We start from the raw sequence: 18,805 nt of genomic DNA, 5'->3' as shown, positions 1-18,805 counted from the left end.
TAATGCTGAAGAGACTTGCAGCCACTTCTTAAGATCTCAAATGGGTTCTATAGAAACGGCTGGAATAATAAGGGTTACTTGATTTCTTCTCACAGTATACAGAATGCAATATGGCAGATTTCCGTAGATGCCTTCAGTGCGAAAGGGAAAATGTATATCGAGTCAGACGACAATTTTTGGATCGCTACATTTCCAATTTTGAATTTTTCCCTATAGGCAGGATGAGAAGCAAAGTGAATATAAGGTATCAGAGTAAATTTCAGTTGGAATATAAACTGGGTAATAGTTTGTTATGCCTGGGCGCGACGATAGTATCTTCTACACTCGTTGTAGGCATTGCTCAAGCCAAAAAGCCACCCGCTGCCAATAAAACCGATTCTGGTTTGATTCGAGCGATCGGTAACGATCCGATGACTCGGCGTCCGCTAGACCAGACTATTACCGTGCCAGCAACATCAAACGAATCGGTGCTGCTTCAAAGAATTAACCAAGAGAAGATCTCGCCTCCTTCCAAAAAAACATCGCAGAATGTTACATCCGTATCGCATCTGAGCGATATCCGCCCCACTGATTGGGCATTTACTGCTTTGCAATCTCTGGTCGAGCGCTATGGTTGCATCGCAGGTTATCCAGATCGCACCTATCGCGGCAACCGCGCCCTCAGTCGCTATGAATTTGCCGTTGGTTTGAATGCTTGTCTAGACAAAATTAACGAAATTATCTCTGCTGGGTTAACAGACAAAGTCAGCAAAGAAGACCTCGCTACATTGAAAAAGCTGCAAGAAGAGTTTGCGTCTGAAATTGCAACCCTGCACGGACGGGTAGATGCACTAGAAGCCAAAACTACAAAAATGGAGGCACAACAGTTTTCTACAACGACTAAACTTTCTGGACAGACAGTCTTTATATTGAATGGAAGTATTCCGCTTACCCCTAGTTCTTCGACTCCCGTTCCAGCAACAAATTTGACATTTCGCGGAAGCACCCAGATCAGCTTGTTAACGCGGTTTTCTGACAATAGTACCTTGTTTACGAGTTTTCAAGCAAGTTTTCAATCAGCAGCTTTAACTGACCTCCATTACACCTTTTATCCTGTGGGCGATCGCCTTAAAATCATGGTCGGTACGAATGGAGTCAATGCCATTAGCGTGTTCCAAGGTACAAACCGAATTCAGACTGAAGGCAGTGGTCCCATTGCTCTTTTTTCTCAGCGCAACCCCATCATCGGTCTCAATGCTGGAGATGCAGGTTTGGGTTTAATTTGGCGAATTAGCAGAGACTTGAGCTTGCATGGTGTTTATTCCGCTGGAAATGCTGCGAGTGCCTCTGGGGATGGTGGTTTGTTTGGCGGTCCGACCTCAATAGGGGTTCAGCTTGCAGCGACCCTCTTCGATGGCGTTGGTGCAGGACTTTACTATCTCAATTCCTATGGTCCACTCGATCAGTTTCTTGGCATTCCCTTTTCTACAAATGTGGCTTTAAACTTTAATACCAACGCTTTTGGTGGTTCGTTGGGTTGGCGAGCAACCGACAAGTTAAACTTCGGCGGTTGGGTCGGATTTACTACTTCTACCATTCAGAATGCGAGTTTCTTTGGGTCGGTCAGCACGTTTAACTGGATAACCTATGTCAATTTCCTGCATTTATTTAAAGAAGGCGACCAAGCTGGGTTATCTGTCGGGCAACCTCCCAACATATCGAACAGCAACCTCAGCGGCAATATCAACCTTCCTAACTTATTGAGATACCAGGTTGATTTTTTCTATCGCTACCCCATTTCTAAAAATATCAGCATTACGCCCGGAGTGGGGTTTGTGTTTAATTCCGGGAATACTGCGAGCAGCGGCACGGTGACGACTGGAACGCTTCGCACCACGTTTAGTTTCTAGTCTTGGCGATCGCTTTTCTTAAGTTTTTTACAAAAGAAATTAATACCAATTTAAAGACCGAGGATAATACTCCTACCTCGGCAAGATGACGGTCATTTTTGTGCCGCGATCGAGCTCGCTCTCAACTTGGATTTTCCCGCCATGTAAGTCGATCACCTGCTTCACAATCGATAGACCTAAGCCCGCACCTGGCGAACCGGGAATACTATTGGCATTACTAGCGCGGTAAAACTTATCAAAGATTTTAGGTCGATCTTCTTCTGGAATCCCAATGCCGCGATCGCAAATTCGAAAACTGACGAAACTTGGTTGAGCCGTAACGATAATCTGCACTTCTCCCCCTTCTGGAGAATAGCGAATGGCATTCACAAATAAATGGGTTAGGGCTTGTTCCAATAGCCCCATGTCGATGGGTATGGTAGAGGAGATTTCTTCAGCCTGAAATTGTAGTTCGTGCTTTTCCTCTTTGAGAAACTGCCATTCTGCCACCAATCGCTGGCAGAAGCTTACAAAGTCTACGGATGTTGTATGAAAGAGAATATTCCCCGACTCGCTGCGGTTGATTGTGAGAGCATCATCCAAGATACGGGTAATGCGTTTGACATTTGCTCTGATTTGAGAGAACTTCCGCGATCGCTTCTCAGATTCGGGAAGATCGGGCTTCATTTCCAAAAATTCTGAGGCAAGCGATATGAGGGATAAGGGCGTGCGGAATTCATGGGAGAGCGTATTTATCAAACGGGATTTCATGTCGCTAAGTTCTTTCTCTTTGGCAAGAGATTGGCGCACTTGTCCCTCTGCCTTTTTACGTTCCTCCACTTCAAACTGTAAGCGCTGTAAGGCAGCTTCTAATTCCTGCGTCCGAGCTTGTACGTGCAGTTCTAAGGTGTAATTGGTTTCTTCTAGTTGACGGTAAACTTGGGATTGTTTCAAGAGTCGTCGCACGCGATGCAACAGTACTGGCCAGTGGATGGGTTTTGTCACATAGTCCGTTGCGCCAGAATTAAAGGCAAGATCGACGGATTTTTTGTCATCTAGTCCTGTAATCATCAATACAGGAGCATGATGATTTTCTGGGAGAGTTTGCAATCGCTTACAACACTCAAACCCATTCATCTCAGGCATTACAGCGTCTAGTAAGACGATATCTGGTTGTAATCGCACATAGGTAAGTAAACACTCTTCGCCATTGGAAGTCTCAACGACCTGATAACCTGATTCTTCCATCACTCTGCGAATCTGCATTCGCATGAGACTCTCATCATCTGCAATTAAAACTAGCGCAGGCTCAAATTGCTGAGATTTGGGGCTTAAACTGTTTATCATGGTTTACTTATGGCTGATATCTCTGACGCTCAATCAGTAATGCCTCTTTTGTTTCAAGATATTGGATCTCCATCTCCTGTAATAGTACTTTAGCTTGAGATTTAATACTATCCGATTTGTCGATCGCTTCTAGCTGTTGACAATAATTGGCAAGTCCACAAGCGCCTACCGAAACGCTATTGGATTTGAGGGTATGTGCAGCTCTTTGCAAGGCATTTAGATCTGAATCCGCGATCGCATTTTGAATTGCCTCAATTAGATTGGGAGTTGCTTCTAGATAGCAATCGATCATTTCCACTAAAAATGCCTCAGGTTCAGCGCCTGCTAGGGCAAAAATCTCTTGTAAAAAAGATCGATCTAGAACCGGCGAACTATCGTTTTCATCATTGACAGTATCGTTATTCATATCGTAACTGACCCCATCATTTTCAAACCCTTAAAATATCAGCGATCCATAGGTATAGGTAGGTTTTGAGCTTTAGAAAAGGGGACTGACCTTTCCCTTTAGACCCTCAGGCTTTGTGAGTCCTGAACTGGCAAGATTTACTACCCCTATAACCCACGATCATTACATTTCTCAGAGACTTGAACCTCATGCGATCGGTTGAGTGCGATGACCCGATAGGGTGAGGTCGATGGGTGAATGTTTGTTTATACGATCTAATAATATATCTAAAAAAAATCAGATAACAGTGGATCCTATGCCTTAGCACTTTTAGCTTGGGATTTGCGCCCCAAGAGCCAATAGGTTGGCATTGCGCCCCTACCCTTGATCGCGATCGCACCGCGTTCTTCAAACTCATATTTATGATTGAGGTGAGCATAGGTTTGTTCGGTTACCTGAATTTTACCCATTTCTCCCTGTGATTCCATCCGACTGGCAATATTCACGGTGTCGCCCCAGAGATCGTAGATAAATTTTCTCGTACCAATCACGCCCGCCACAACCATACCCGTATTGATGCCTACACGAATCTCTAGTGGCTTTCCTGTAAGCACCTGAAGCTCGGTAATTTTTCCCAACATATCTAGAGCCATCTCTGCGATCGCTTCGGCATGATCGGCACGGGGAACTGGCACGCCCCCCGCCACCATATAGGCATCGCCGATCGTTTTAATTTTCTCTAGACCATAGGTAGCACAGAGCCGATCGAAGGTAGAGAAAATCAGATTTAACAGGCTGACCACATCTTGGGGCGATAGTTCGGCAGAGAGGTTGGTGAAGTTCACGAGATCGGCAAACAGTACCGTTACGGCTTCAAAGCTATCGGCAATCACGCTTTGCCCCTCTTTAAGTTGATCGGCGATCGCTTTGGGTAAAACATTGAGCAACAACTGCTCTGACTTTTCCTGTTCTATTTGCAGGGCTTCCTGTGCTAATTTGCGCTCGGTGATATCTTCTAAGACACCCAAGATTCCAATCACTTCCCCTCGGTCGTTTTGAATGGGGATCTTACTAATGTCTAACCAAACGGTTTTTCCTTCTTGGTCGGGATTGACCTTAGCTTGAACGATATGTAGTTGGGGAGTATTGGTTTCTAAAATATAACGGTCTTGGGCGCGAAATTCCTCAGCCATCTCCCGATCGAGCAGCAGGTCATAATCTGTTTTACCAATCACAAAGCCCGAATCATCGATTTCTGAGGCGATCGCCCAGTTTTTATTACAACCGCGAAACACCAGATCGGTATCCTTCCAAAATACCTGTTGGGGAATGTTATTGAGAATTAAACGGAGATAGGCTTCTTGTGCTTTTAAAGCGGCTTCGCTAACCTGTAAAGCCTCCGCCGTAGATTTATATTCAAGGGTTCGCTGCTCTACCTTTTGCTCTAAGGCTTCATTGCTTTGGGCTAACGCCGTAAACGATTCCTGTAATTGACCTGCCATCTGATTAAAAGATACGGCTAGGGCGGCGAGTTCTTGGACGCTTTCGACTTTCACGGTTTGATTGAGTTCTCCCTGTGCGATCGCTCTAGAGGCATCCCGCAAACGCAAGATGGGTTGAGCAATCCAGCGAGAGGTAAAGATTCCCACAATCGTTGCTAAGACCAGTGCCAACCCGCATAAAAGGATGGTCGAACGTGTATTGGCGTTGATTTGATCGATAAAGTCCCTTTCTGGAACCACCACAACCAAGAACCAATCTAAGCCTTTGAGATCGGTAATGCGGGTGATTTGAACAAACTGGCGATCGCCCCCGAGGTCAACCGTAACTTGTTCGGGTTGTTGAATTGCCGTTAGGTCTGGAAACTTCTGAGTAACTTGTAGCGCTACAGCGCGCAGCATTTGATTATTGCTCTGGATTGCCTTGATCTGCTGCTGTCCCGTCGCAGTCGTCATAAAGGGGGGCTCGGCTGTGGAGGTAGCCACGAGATTTCCTGATGCCTCAATTACAAATGCTTGACCTGTTTCGCTGATTTTGAGACTTCTGAGAAAGTCACTGAGTTGGGAAAGTGTCACATCAAAGGCAAACACGCCGAGCAAGTCACCCGTACTCCCATAAATGGGCTGTACTGCGGTGATGCCCAAAATGGGGCGCGCGGCAAACATGTAGATGGGACTCCAGGCTGCCTGACGCTTTTGCTCTGCCGTTTTGTACCAAATCCGCGTGCGAGAGTCGTATGGGCTAGATTTCAGCAATGCCAAGCGTTTGCCCCGTTCGTCTAGGCTAAAGACCTGCCGCTGATCGTTCGTCGTGCGATCGCGAATTAATTCTGTTAATCCGCCATTCTGTAAACGTCCAACCCCAATAAAATCACCCTTGGGGTTGCCAAAATAAAGCAGATCGATCGTAGAAATCTGTCGAGCCTGCAGCCAAAACAGGGTTTTTAAGCGATCGAAATCCTCTAAATTGATATTGCCAGCCTGCACCATTGCCTGTTGCACTTGCAAGATTACATGGGGCGTGTTGGTATATTCCCGCACATGGGTTTCGATGTTACGGGTAACTGCTTGACTGAGGCGGGGTGCTAGCTCGTTAATCGCTTCTTGTCCATTTCGTACCGATAACCAGCCCGTTAAGCCTACAGCCGCGACAATTTGAACAACAAATGGCACTATCAGAATAGCTCTTAAAGAGGGGAGCTTTCTGTTTGGCTGATAGGTTGTCTCTTGAAGCCGACTATCTAAATGGTTGCTCGATGACATGGAGATGACATGGAGATTATCTTCGCTATGCGTTCCGCCGCAAGGAGATAGTGAGAAAATAGCATCATAGCAATGAACATACCCATGCACTCACTTTAGTACACCGTACTTATCCAAAAGTAGGGTAATTTCATCAATCAATTGCGGGCAACTATGGGCACCTTTCTGTAGGATTTTTTGGACAGTGCCCCCCAATCGCAATTTATCTTCTTGGGATAAGTCCTTAGCGGTAACTACGACGATTGGCATCTGAGGTATATCACGTTGCTGGCGCAAACGATTGATAAACTCAAAACCATCCATTTCAGGCATCATTAAATCTAACAGGATCAGTTGCGGTGAGACTTGAGACACAATTTCTAGCGCCTCATACCCATCCTTTGCGGATAAGAGCCTGCAATTCTCTTTTTCTAGCATGCGAACGATCATTTGCCGAACATTCGCATCATCTTCAACCACCAAAATGCAAGGTTTCTCAGAGTTGGGTAAGATTTTGGAACCCTTAAGATTACTTTGGTTTGATACGATTTCAAGGGAACGATATTTATTTACCGTTGAAATGAGGCGATCGCGGTTAATCGGTTTAATTAAATAATCCGTAGCACCCAAGGTATAGCCACAATCTCGATCGTCCATAATTGTCAACATTACAACTGGAATGCTGGCAGTGTCAGGATCGGCTTTGAGAGCTGTGAGCACTTCCCAACCATTCATGCTGGGCATCATCACATCAAGAATAATAGCGCTGGGTTTGATTTCCTGTGCTAGTTTCACCCCATCTTTACCTTCAAAGGCAGAGTAGACAAATAGTCCCATCTTTCCTAAGGCTCTCTCTAAAAGTTGGTGTACGACCAAATCGTCATCGATCACCAAAATCGAAGGGAGGGATTTTACTGTCTCAGGGGCTGCAATCAGCATCGGAGAAGTAACGGATTTATTAGGTTGTTCGGGTAAGCGAATTCTAAAGACAGAGCCTTTTCCCAATTCGCTTTCGACAAAGATATCTCCCCCCATCATCCGACAGAGCCTTTGACTAATTGCCAACCCCAAACCAGTGCCACCAAACTGACGGGTTGTAGAACTATCGGCTTGGGTAAAAGGATGGAACAGGCGTTCGAGCTGGCTAGGGCTAATCCCGATCCCTGAATCCTTAACACTGAAATTAATCCAAGCGCGATCGCTGTCTACTTCGCGCTGAACCTGAATCGCAATGGTTCCTTTTTGGGTGAATTTGCAGGCATTACTCAGTAGATTAAATAGGGATTGGCGTAATCTCGTTACATCCGATTCCATGATGTTAACTTGGCGATCGTAGTCTAAAACGAGGGTATTGGCATTTTTCTCTAGCAGGGGGTGAATCATATTCACCGTGTCATTAACAAGGCTCAACACATCAAAGCGTTCCACAAACATCTCCATTTTGCCCGCCTCAATTTTTGACATATCGAGAATGTCATTAATGACGCTAAGTAGATGTTTGCCTGCGGTATAAATTTTCTGGAGATCGTCTCGAAAATCTTCTAGTCCTAAATCGTCGGCATCTTCTTGCAGCATCTCACTGTAGCCAATGATTGCATTTAGGGGCGTGCGCAACTCATGGCTCATATTGGCAACAAAGGCACTCTTGGTACGATTGGCTTCTAAGGCTTCATCCCTTGCCAGAGCCAGCTCTTCGTTGACAATGCGAATTTCCTCTTCATCGCGTTTGCGGCGCATCAGTAAACCCAAATGGGTGGCGATCGCACTGATTAGACCTACCAGTTGCTGATCTTCATCATTGGGGGTATTCATAAAAAACGCGATCACTGCAACCACCTTGGTCTCAGCCAAGATCGGAATCGCTAAACCCGCATTGAGACCTGCCTCTAAGGCAACAAACTTTCGCAAAAAACCGAGTTCTGTTTCTTGGGAGATATCCCATATCCATTCAGGATGCTTATATTCCCAAACGCGCCCAGGAAAGCCAATCCCTGTGGGGAATACCATGTGTTGGCTGAGCCGATAAAACTCTTCCATGCCATCGATACTACAATACCAAGCGGGACTGTGTTTGAGGTGTAAGCCATTCGTACTAGGTATCCAGGCTTCGCCCACTACCCAACCCGTAAACTCACAAATTTTGCGAAGGGCAATTTCTAGTGCTGTATTGAAATCCTTAGCAACGCTAATTTCCATCGTCATCGTTTGTAAGAGCTTGACTTCCTCCTCCGCTCGCTTGCGCTGGGTAATATCCTGCACCGTGCCTTCAAAGCCTATTAGCTCCCCTTCTTCATTGTGAATAGCTCTCACATTCTCTGAAATCCAGATCTTCGTACCATCTCGACGATAGATCTGCGATTCAAAATTTGAGATGGTTTTATGTGCTCTGACTAGATCGATAAACTCTTGCCGACGATTGGGACTGACGTAGAGCTGATGCCCAATATTCGTAATATTTTGGGTCAGTTGTTGTGGAGACTCATAGCCATAGATCGTTGCCAACATAGGGTTTGCAATCAAATAATAGCCATTGAGCGTGGTTTGAAAAATCCCTTCCACCGAATTCTCAAAAATGCTGCGATATCTCGCTTCGGCATCCTTTAGATCGGTTTCCAACTGTGAAGTGCGCATCCTCAATAAATTGTAGGTTTTCACAGCCTGTTGAATTGTATTGATCAGTTCTTCTTGTTTATAGGGTTTGGTTAAAAATTTGAATACCTTAGAAGAGTTAATCGCTTCGACCAAATCCTGCACATCGGTATGGGCAGTTAAAAGAATTCTGATCGTGTCTGGATAGATTACAGCTACACGGCTAAATAACTCCGTACCAGTCATCATAGGCATGCGCTGATCGGAAATGATTACTGCGATGTCTTCTTCTTTTGCGAGCAAGTCCAGAGCCTCTAGCCCATTATTTGCCTTAAATACCTTGTAGTCTTTGTACAAAGTTCGATGTAATAGATCGAGATTGTCTGCCTCATCATCAATAATGAGTAGTTTCGGCTTGGAGGAGAGTTGGGCTTGCATACGCTATGGGGCTAAAATTGTTAGCTATGTACTAGCTTAGGAAAGTTGTGATGCGAGTTATTGTAACGGGGGCTACTGGATTTGTAGGAGTTAGGTTAGTTGAGCAGTTACACTTACTTGGCAATCAAGTTGTGGTATTGGCTCGTAACCCCGAAAAAGCAACACGCCAGTTCCCCAAGGAATTTTTCCCAAATGTTGAAATTGTGGGCTATACGCCTCTAAAGCTAGGTACTTGGACGAGTGCAATCTCTGGATGCGACGCTGTCGTCAACTTAGCGGGTACTCCGATTGTCGAAAAACGCTGGAGTGAAAAGCGCAAACAAGAAATTATTGAAAGTCGGGCTGCAACCACCAAGGTTTTAGTTGAGGCAATTCAAGCCGCAGCCGTGAAGCCTAAGGTTCTAGTGAGTGGTAGTGCGATCGGCTATTACGGTGATGATGAGACCCAAAGTTTTGATGAGTATAGTTTTGAGGGACAAGGCTTTTTAGCAGAGGTCTGTCAGGCTTGGGAAGCGGCGGCGAATCCAGTCACAAATTTTGGGGTGCGCTTGGTCAAGCTAAGAATTGGCATCGTGCTTGCCTATGGTGGCACGTTAGGAAAAATCTTGCCGCTATTTCAGTTGGGGATCGGTGGCAAAATTGGATCGGGGAAACAGTGGTTCTCGTGGATTCATCGCGACGATTTGGTCAGTTTGATTTTGTTTGCGATCGCCAATAGTCAGATTGTAGGCGTTCTGAACGCCACAGCCCCAAACCCAGTCACCAACGAGGAGCTGACAAAGACTCTGGCAAAAGTAGTGGGTCGTCCCGCGCTCTTACCAGTACCTGCGGCAGCTTTATTAATTTTGCTAGGCGAATCTGCGACCTTAATCTTAGGCGGTCAAAAGGTCTTGCCGCAAAAAGCCACCCTTAACCGCTTCTCATTTGCTTATCCCGCTCTAGAGTCAGCCTTACGACAGATTTTAGGATAGGAAGGATTAACTCCCATCGTAGGGGCAATGCATGCATTGCCCCTACGATAGCGATCGGGCAGATAGATCGAAGCCTTTCGGATCGATGATGGGCATATACACTTCGACTTAAAAAACGGAAAGAATTCATTCGCTTCTTGATGGATATAAATTTATGAGCGCACAAAACTGGACAGATATTCTCAAACAACTGATCGAAAAACGATCGCTTACTGCGGAACAGGCTACGGCTTTGATGCAGGGATGGCTAGATGGCGCGATCGCACCCGAACAATCAGGGGCAATTCTCACAGCTTTACAATGTAAGGGCGTCGATGCGGTAGAACTAGCTGCGATCGCTGGAGTATTGCAAAATTCCGCTGTGAGCGTTGGGGATGGGGCAACGAGCAATCCTAACTATCTATTGGATACCTGTGGAACGGGTGGGGATGGCGCTGAGACCTTTAATATTTCGACAGCGGTGGCATTTGTGGCGGCGGCAGCAGGAGTTCCTGTAGCGAAACATGGCAATCGAGCTGTTTCGAGTCGTTCGGGTTCTGCGGATGTGTTGGAAGCTTTGGGCATTAATCTGGGCGCACCCACGGATAAGATTCACGCGGCGATCGCATCTGTCGGCATCACCTTCCTATTTGCACCTCATTGGCATCCTGCCATGAAAGCCGTGGCGACGGTTCGCCGCAGTCTGGGCATTCGCACTGTGTTTAATTTGATTGGCCCTTTGGTAAATCCACTCAATCCCTCAGCGCAGGTTTTGGGCGTTTACGATCGCCAACTCACCCATGTGGTCGCTGAGGCGTTGCGCTTACTCGGTCGTCAACGAGCAGTAGTACTCCACAGTCGCGAGGGCATGGATGAAGCAGGTTTGGGCGATATTACCGATATTTCCTTTTTGCAAGATGGTGTGGTGACGGAAGAAGCGATCGCGCCGCAAAGTTTTGGATTGGCTCATGCAGCGATCGCTTTCCTGAAAGGTGGAAACGTGCAAGAGAATGCCGAAATCTTACGCGCAGTTCTGCAAGGAAAGGGAACGCAAGCCCAGATGGATTGTGTTGCCCTCAATAGCGGACTGGCTTTGCGCGTGGCAGGTGTTGCAACAACATGGGCAGAGGGCGTAGAGAAGGCTGCGGCGATCGTGCATAGTGGTGCGGCGTGGCAGAAAGTTGAGAATCTAGTGAAATTTTTGGAATAAACATTTATGTTGCCATAGAGCGAAAAGACCGCACTCTGCGCGGAATCCAAAACTCGATCTGTAGCAAGTTTTAGAGAAATTGGTATTAAATATCACGGGTAAGGAGCTATTTCGTGACTGGCTGAATGTATCGAGCGTTAGCCCTTACATAACACTTGTCATCTAGGTTCCTTCCCCTCACTGGCATCCAAGGCTTTCCATTGCTATCGATCGCATTAATCAGAACCTCATCTGAGCCCCCTCGCCAGACTTCTACCTCTAAAAGATCTCCTTCTTGATAAATGCGATAGACAGGACTATTGAGGCTAGGCTGGCGACGACAATTTAACCAAGTAGCAACCACTGTCCACAACGATCCGGGGCTGAGCTTGTTTTGACGAGATGCTGCTTGAACGGGCGTTTCATTTTTGTAATAGTCACCGTAGCGATCGCCCTCAGGGATTGATTGTGCTGAGGCTGGAGCAGGCAGTAGCATCAAGAGAAATATAGAATAGGCAGCCCATTGACATCGTGTTTTTACCCTACTGGGTTGCATTGGGTACTTACCTTGGCTGAGACAGGAGGCATCCATATGTTTGAGACGCTACGATAATCATTCTAGACATAAAGAATTGAGGTATGGCGATCGCGTTCGATCGCTAGGATTGTATTCTCTTCAAACGGTAGCCATGCGGCATTCTCAAACAATGGTTCAGAAGCTACAATCGCTGCATTAGGAAGGCGGGAATCTTGCTTTAACCAATAGAGCGATGGTGCAGGGGAATGGGTAGCACAGCGCGAAGCAACCAATTGATGACCGTCACTAATTACCACGTTTAGCGAAGCCGATACGCCAAATTCTCTTGCCCAAATCAAGATCTGGATCAATGTCTTTTGCAACGCTTCGGCTAAATTTGCTTTACCTAAAAGCTCTAGATTTGACAAAAGCAACGCGAAGATATGCTCAGAATCGGTCGTGCCGTGAATGCCCTGATAAAACTGGTCGCTAAGTTGGTTGCGAATTGGACGATAAAGCGATCGCCGAAAATTATCAATAAAGCCGTTATGAATACAGAGAATTTGCTCGTGGCGAAAGGGCTGACAATTGCTCAAGTCTACGGCGAGTCCGGGGGTAGCACTACGCACATTCGCTAGTACGCAACCCGACTCAATATAGCGGCTCAGATGGGGCAGGTTAATGTCGTTCCAAATCGGTAAGGTGTTTTTATAGATATAGGGCTCGGTAGCATATTGGGCTGAGTTTTGGTCAGCATGGTGAGCGTGATACCAACCAATGCCAAACCCATCTGCATTTAAAAGCCCTGCGGTCATTTCGCGCGGCTGATAGCTCTGTACGATGAGAGAATGCTCGGGAGCCTCTAACACATTGGTTAGCAAGGTAGGTTGGCCAAAGTAGCCAAGTAAGCGACACATGATGTATTTACTGAATTTAGAAATATTTCGACGGATCCACGTTCATTCATAAGCGATCGCCGAATATATTAGTGTAGCGAGTTTTGCCAAAACTTGGGAATTGATGCGTGAGTAGAAATGCTTGGTTTTGGTTTCGCTCAGCCAATCAATCGAATTCAGACAATCTCAATTTCACCCCCCTCGGGTAAATATTGCGGGAAATCAGCCTATTTTTTGCGCGACATGCAAAGCTGAGACATAGGAAAGTGGAAGGCGATCGCCACAGATTTTTTCTAATTCTGCTCTTAACCCTTCAAACAGAGTATTTCTGGTTTCGGGATCTAGCACGATGTAGGCGGATAGCGTACTCAAAAGCGCGAGATAGTCATCGAGGCTATAGGTGACTTCACATACCAACTTGTCATAGACCAAATTTGTAAACCGACCAGAGTCGAGAATGCCCTGACCAAATTTGCCAAAGTGGTCGATCTGAGTTTCCACTGGCTCGTATCGCGCATAGGGGGGAATCGAAGGAGCTAAGTTTTGGTAAACCCGATCCAAATCTTGATAGATCTCGTAGCTTAGTTGGGGTGGGGTATTCCACAACAAAATCAGCGCACCCTTTTCTTTTAAGGCAGTCCATGTTTTGGGATAGGCAACCTCAGGTGGAATCCAATGCCAAGAGGTCGCAGCAAGAACGGCATCAAAGCGATTCCCTATTTCCTTCGGAAACGCTTCGCGATCGGGATGCATACTGCCGCTTTCTACTTCCCACTCTTCAAACGAGATATTTTGAATTTCTACATTCGGATATTGGGCACAGTTCTCTTTGGCAATCTGACTCGCCTCTAGATTGGGTTCGAGGCTAACCATAGAGAAACCCAATTGGGCAAATGGGAGCGTTGCGATGCCAGGACCACAGCCGAGTTCTAAGATTTTGGCGGGAACCGACGCATGAGTGGATAAGTTCGCATGTTCGATCGCACGCGCGATGATTGCTGCGGGATAGCGGGGTCTGACGCGATTGTAGTTCTCTGCGATCTCGCCGTACCAAGTTTTTCTTTGAGCTAGGTCTTTCCCGTGAAAGTCTTTGAGTAGTTGACTCCAATCTTGCATAATTTTTGCTACAACCCGATCAAAATTCTGCCACTATTCTAGCTGCTCCAGTCGTAGGAGAGCAAACCGCTATCTAATTTGTCTTGAATGAGTTGCCGCACAAGTGCCAACTCTTCCACTAAGACCTTGCCATCGGCATGAATCGTGCGATCGATTAACTCCATTTCGTACTGAGAAATTTTGCCATCGGCGATCGCGCGATCGATGACTGCATGCAGTTTCTTTAGGCTTTGCAATTCATCAGGCGTCAATTCTGCATGGTTAGGACGTTCGATTAACATGTTCTTGCCTCCAAATTCATCTAAATTCTCCAAATAACGAAGTTCATTTCTTGCTTTTAGGATCTGCTCGTTCGTGCAACTCGTCAATCAGCCTCGGATTTAGCCAAAAAGCTTGGCTCACAAAAGCGCGATCGCACCTTCATGAGCCGTAGCAATATATTTTTCGCATTCTTTTCTTCACTCCTTCTCGAAATTGGTTTGAAATCGGCTCAGAATTAGCCCTTACCTCTCACCGATGCTTGCAGGGATTCTTTTGCGATCGTTCTCGTATAACATTGCTACCTGCTATGATTCCAATGGGAACCGAATGAGACCTTTTAACAAAGTCTGGCACAAAAGTTCGCCACAGTGGAACTTGTTTGTTTATCGTAGTTGTAACTGTTTATCTTCATAGACAGGGATTTATCCCAATGCCTACAAACTTACCGTCACGGCAATCAATACCATCACCACAACCATAAACATTGCGGTAAAGATTGTATTGACAATACGACGTTGCGATTCGGCTGTAGCTGGATCTTCTTCAGTAATCTTAGGAAGAATCGCGTAGTTGTTGAGCAGACCCGTTTCATCCATTGTATAGCCAAGGGGCAGATGCTCTAGGGGTATTTCGCTTTCTTCAGCAGAGAGTGGTTCAGAGCCAGCAATAGGACGATCTGCTTCTGCAATTTCTTGAGGTTGCATGGTAAGCATATTCATTTCCCTCTCAGTTCTATACAAAGATTATAGCATGTTCCTCATCAATCCCCATGTTAATAAATGTATGCAGGAACTAGGTTTCAGCGCATTTCGGATTTGGTTTTGAATGAGGAAATGGCAGTGATTTCAAAGGATATAGGGTATTCCTACCTCTCAACACTTAAGTTTTATTTACCATTATGAATTTTGCCATTTTTAACGATGCGAGTTGAGTCATAATTTGGGCAGGCATAGAGAGAGGGAATCCAAATTAAGGGCTACAATATTACTGGCTTTACATAGACAAGATTTCCTATGACCTTTAACTCGTATAATGCACGGCACGAACAGGCGATCGCATGCCTAAGTAATGGAGATTATGAAACAGCAGCTAAACTATACGAGCAGGCAATTGAGATTGAGCCAGAGGTTAACCATCATTATTGGTATCTGGGGGTTTCACTGCTTTTACATGGACGAGAAGAAGAAGCCCAAATCGTATGGCAATCTGGTTTAGAGAAGGATGGATTAGAGTGGATAGAACAGGGACAATCTGAATTACTACAGGTCTTGATAACAGAGGCAGAAAAACACGAGAGGAAAAATGATTGGTCTCGAGGGTGGCTGTTGCGGATGTACATTCATGACAGCACTCCAGAAGATTTACAGAATCTATTTCAGCTAATTATTGCAGCCGACAAAGCAGGGGTTTTTGCTTCCAGCAAACATCTGTTGCTTGAAGCCATAAATCTGCTAAGACATCTAACTCCCACTGAAGTTGCTGTTCCATTTCTATTACCTGCCCTAAAACAAGTCTTGGCTGCGAATGGAGACCAAGCCCCGATCGCTGAATTTGCCCAGGCATGTCTTGAATATTACCAAGTTAGTATTTCCAATTATCCCAAATCCCCTGAATTGTATTGCGCCTTGGGAAATATTTATGCAGAACTCGATCGCGAGCAACAAGCGATCGCCGCCTATCACCAAGCCCTAGATTTAAAGCCCGACGATGCGGAATCATTTTTTGCGCTAGGAAATTTAGATTTAAAGGTAAAGCAGTACGATTTGGCAATGGCGAACTACCTTAAAGCGATCGCTTTTAATCCCAGCTTTACTAAAGCCTATGTAAACATTGCCTTCGTTTACGAACAAAAGGGCAACATTGTAGAGGCAATTAAAAATCTAGAAATAGCTGTCAGTTTTAAAGAAGAGTTTGCTCCGGCCTATCGTAATCTTGCTTCCCTATTATTCAAAAGTGGCAGGGCAAGTGAAGCAGTACCACATGCACTTAGAGCGATCGAAATTCAGCCAGACTATATATCTGCGTATCTGGATTTGTATCAAATTATGTTCGCCCAAAATCGAGTTGAAACGGCTAAACAGATCCTTCTGCGCATCGTTCGTTCTTTCAAGTCTGACCCAGATGTGTATTGGCGATTACATGGATACTTTTCGCAAGTAAGAAACTGTCTAACTGATGAAGAATATAAACTCTGGCAAGATGCAACGCTTTTCAACTGTCATTTTCACGGTAGTACCGATCCCATTCGCACCGACTTAGCATTTATCGTTACATACCTCTTTACAAGTACGCAATATGAAGCCGTAATGGCAAAATTTTTAGGATTGGAAGCATATTTGCTTTCCACCTTTGAAGCAAATGCTGAAAGTGCATTATCACTATATTTCACCTTAAACTTTTGGACTCCAAGCATCAGAGACGATCTGCCTAAAAATGCAAAACTACTCAGAGACATTGGTTCGTTATACGTTAAACACATTATCCAGCCTAGCAGTATCTATCTTCAGATGAGAGAACCTTCCTTAAGAGAAGTAGAGAAAAGAAAAAATCTAAGAATAGGTTTTCTCTCTCCCAATTTTTACCGACATGCTACTAATTGGACGAGTGGAGATATTATTTGTGCGCTGTCTCAGGTTACACCTCATATTTTTCTTTATGGTACAGATTGTATTAATGCAGACGATCGCACCGAATTATTGCAGCAGGCAGTGGAGAGATTTTATGGTTACGATTCTGATTTTGGCAGTACTCTTGGACGACTAATCGATCGGATTCATCACGACGATCTTGATATATTAATCGATCTAGACTCATCTTGTTTTCCTCGCCATGCTCAAATTTTTTATGCTCGTCCAACCACAGTTCAGATTACTTGGAACGGTTTTGATGCGCCTTTCCTGAGCAAACAGAACTATTTTTTGGGTGACTGGCACACACATCCACAGGGCAGTGAAATTCACTATTGCGAAAGGCTTTTTAGAATGCCAAATTGTTATACAGCTATTAGTGGTTTTGATTACGAGCCAATCGATCGACTGCGAGAACGCAAGCAACTAGGTATCGATCCCGAACAAATCGTATTTATGTTTGGAGCGCCTCCAAATAAGTTAAACCCCACCACAGTTAGAGCGCAGATCGAAATCCTCAAGCATGTGCCCAATGGCATACTTATCTATAAGGGGCTTGGATATAGGCAGGCAATTCAATCTCTCTACTCCCAAGAATGCGAACTCCAAGGAGTTGACTTTAAACGAATCCATTTTTCCGATTTGCTACCAACAGTAGAAATGCATAGAGCTTTCTATACGATTGGTGATGTGTTGCTTGATTCTTATCCTTTTAATGGCGGAGTTCACAGTTTAGAAGCTCTTTGGATGGAATTACCACTCATCACTTTAGCTGGAAGTCAGTTTATGTCTCGCTTGGGTCTTACATACTTAAACAACTTAGGCGTTGATACTGGAATAAGCCACAATTGGCAAGAATATGTGGAATGGGGAATTCGCTACGGACAAGACAAAGATCTACGCAATGCTGTTTGCACTCAGTTAGCCACAGCTAAAAAAACTGAATCTTTATCACCTTTATGGGATCCTACGCGATTTGCCAAAGATATGTATGCTTTGCTCTGCTCGATTGTCGAGAATCACCAAAGTACTTAAATGTATGGTGCCGATCGCCTACGAAAATATGTTGATTGCAAATATGCGGTTTATCTGATATTTGCGGGCAAGTAAAATCGATCAAAATTTGCTTCTCTAAGAGTGTAATTACTTAACGCTGGACATAGGGGCACAGCTTATGGCTAATTAGTTTAAGTTTGGGAAGACTAGACATATTGATATTGAGAGTCTCAGGGTTTAGTGAGAGGGCAGGATACCTACCCCCGCTTTTTTTGCAAGTGGAGTCAATCTATGCGCCGTAATAGAAACGTTCGTGAACTACTTTCCCGTCTTTCCATCGCTGTACAGAGACTTGATCGTGGGTGACCTTACCCCATTCTGCATGGGTATAGTCAACGAACCATTCAGAAATAATTACATCTTCACCATAGGCAACAGCTTTGACCTCTGCTCCCCGAAATTCAGTTACTTTAGAAAAGAAATCTAGTTCTCTTTCGCGATTTGCGGCTTTTCCAACGGTGGCAGGGTTCTCATTTTCTTGCATGGTGACATTTTCGCCATAGTACTTTTCAAAAGCTTCCATGGCTTTACCCTGTAAAACGAGGGTCTTGATTTCTTCAAAGTTTGCTCTCAGGTCTGTAGCTGTAATCGTACTCATGGTTTTCTCCTGTGAAGTTTTTCTTTTGGGCTCACAGGATTTATGATGATTTATTCTACTGATTTTGAGAAGATGGCAAAAGAGAATATGACTTATTCCTAATAGGAATAAATTTGAGCATTATCCCGATCGCAAAATATGCCATCTACAAAACTGCCATAATCCCCTAAGTCTTTTGGGCACCTCTAAAAATCAGTCAGAGACGAAAAACGAAAATAAAAAGAGAG

The 18,805-nt window shown here is 45.0% G+C and carries 14 protein-coding genes; 4 read left to right on the top strand and 10 right to left on the bottom strand.

Annotated elements, in window-relative coordinates; translation table 11 throughout:
* Positions 1-221 precede the first annotated feature (221 nt).
* On the top strand, positions 222-1,889 hold the full coding sequence (locus tag V2H45_RS20215; RefSeq protein ID WP_330485489.1) for an iron uptake porin: 1,668 nt from the start codon (positions 222-224) through the stop codon (positions 1,887-1,889).
* 72 nt (positions 1,890-1,961) lie between these two features.
* Here V2H45_RS20215 and V2H45_RS20210 read toward each other — a convergent pair whose 3' ends face one another.
* The 4 genes from V2H45_RS20210 to V2H45_RS20195 form a co-directional block, all read right to left on the bottom strand.
* A complete protein-coding gene (locus V2H45_RS20210; RefSeq protein WP_330485488.1) occupies positions 1,962-3,215 on the bottom strand; it encodes a hybrid sensor histidine kinase/response regulator in 1,254 nt (417 codons plus the stop codon).
* A 7-nt stretch (positions 3,216-3,222) separates the two neighbouring features.
* On the bottom strand, positions 3,223-3,621 hold the full coding sequence (locus V2H45_RS20205; RefSeq protein WP_330485487.1) for an Hpt domain-containing protein: 399 nt from the start codon (positions 3,619-3,621) through the stop codon (positions 3,223-3,225).
* A gap of 293 nt (positions 3,622-3,914) precedes the next feature.
* Complete coding sequence (locus tag V2H45_RS20200) at positions 3,915-6,272, bottom strand: adenylate/guanylate cyclase domain-containing protein (RefSeq protein WP_330485486.1); 2,358 nt, start codon at positions 6,270-6,272, stop codon at positions 3,915-3,917.
* A 180-nt stretch (positions 6,273-6,452) separates the two neighbouring features.
* The gene (locus tag V2H45_RS20195) at positions 6,453-9,368 is read right to left on the bottom strand and encodes a response regulator (protein WP_330485485.1); all 2,916 of its coding nucleotides are present in this window, start codon (positions 9,366-9,368) and stop codon (positions 6,453-6,455) included.
* A 50-nt stretch (positions 9,369-9,418) separates the two neighbouring features.
* On the opposite strand from V2H45_RS20195, the gene thyD reads away from it, so the two are divergent.
* Both thyD and trpD read left to right on the top strand, forming a co-directional pair.
* The gene (gene thyD, locus V2H45_RS20190) at positions 9,419-10,339 is read left to right on the top strand and encodes a thylakoid membrane protein ThyD (protein WP_330485484.1); all 921 of its coding nucleotides are present in this window, start codon (positions 9,419-9,421) and stop codon (positions 10,337-10,339) included.
* Positions 10,340-10,493: 154 nt separating this feature from the next.
* Positions 10,494-11,528, top strand: coding sequence for an anthranilate phosphoribosyltransferase (trpD, locus tag V2H45_RS20185; RefSeq protein WP_330485483.1), 1,035 nt, complete (start codon positions 10,494-10,496; stop codon positions 11,526-11,528).
* A 106-nt stretch (positions 11,529-11,634) separates the two neighbouring features.
* Here the strand turns inward: trpD and V2H45_RS20180 are convergent, their stop codons facing one another.
* From V2H45_RS20180 to psb34, 5 genes are all read right to left on the bottom strand, one after another.
* Entirely contained in the window at positions 11,635-12,099 is a 465-nt protein-coding gene (locus V2H45_RS20180) for a hypothetical protein (protein WP_330485482.1), read from the bottom strand.
* Positions 12,100-12,125: 26 nt separating this feature from the next.
* Positions 12,126-12,941, bottom strand: coding sequence for an ergothioneine biosynthesis protein EgtC (gene egtC / locus V2H45_RS20175; RefSeq protein ID WP_330485481.1), 816 nt, complete (start codon positions 12,939-12,941; stop codon positions 12,126-12,128).
* 201 nt (positions 12,942-13,142) lie between these two features.
* The gene (locus tag V2H45_RS20170) at positions 13,143-14,036 is read right to left on the bottom strand and encodes a class I SAM-dependent methyltransferase (RefSeq protein WP_330485480.1); all 894 of its coding nucleotides are present in this window, start codon (positions 14,034-14,036) and stop codon (positions 13,143-13,145) included.
* 38 nt (positions 14,037-14,074) lie between these two features.
* On the bottom strand, positions 14,075-14,317 hold the full coding sequence (locus V2H45_RS20165; RefSeq protein WP_330485479.1) for a hypothetical protein: 243 nt from the start codon (positions 14,315-14,317) through the stop codon (positions 14,075-14,077).
* 414 nt (positions 14,318-14,731) lie between these two features.
* A complete protein-coding gene (gene psb34, locus V2H45_RS20160; protein ID WP_330485478.1) occupies positions 14,732-15,010 on the bottom strand; it encodes a photosystem II assembly protein Psb34 in 279 nt (92 codons plus the stop codon).
* Positions 15,011-15,310: 300 nt separating this feature from the next.
* On the opposite strand from psb34, the gene V2H45_RS20155 reads away from it, so the two are divergent.
* Complete coding sequence (locus V2H45_RS20155; protein WP_330485477.1) at positions 15,311-17,959, top strand: O-linked N-acetylglucosamine transferase family protein; 2,649 nt, start codon at positions 15,311-15,313, stop codon at positions 17,957-17,959.
* 250 nt (positions 17,960-18,209) lie between these two features.
* Here V2H45_RS20155 and V2H45_RS20150 read toward each other — a convergent pair whose 3' ends face one another.
* Entirely contained in the window at positions 18,210-18,578 is a 369-nt protein-coding gene (locus V2H45_RS20150; RefSeq protein WP_330485476.1) for a SnoaL-like domain-containing protein, read from the bottom strand.
* Positions 18,579-18,805 lie beyond the last annotated feature (227 nt).

The sequence above is a fragment of the Tumidithrix elongata BACA0141 genome (genome assembly GCF_036349135.1).
In the GTDB taxonomy this organism is placed as follows: domain Bacteria; phylum Cyanobacteriota; class Cyanobacteriia; order Pseudanabaenales; family Pseudanabaenaceae; genus Tumidithrix; species Tumidithrix elongata.
Note: the sequence above shows the minus strand (reverse complement) of the source record. Positions and strands in the feature narration are given on the sequence as shown.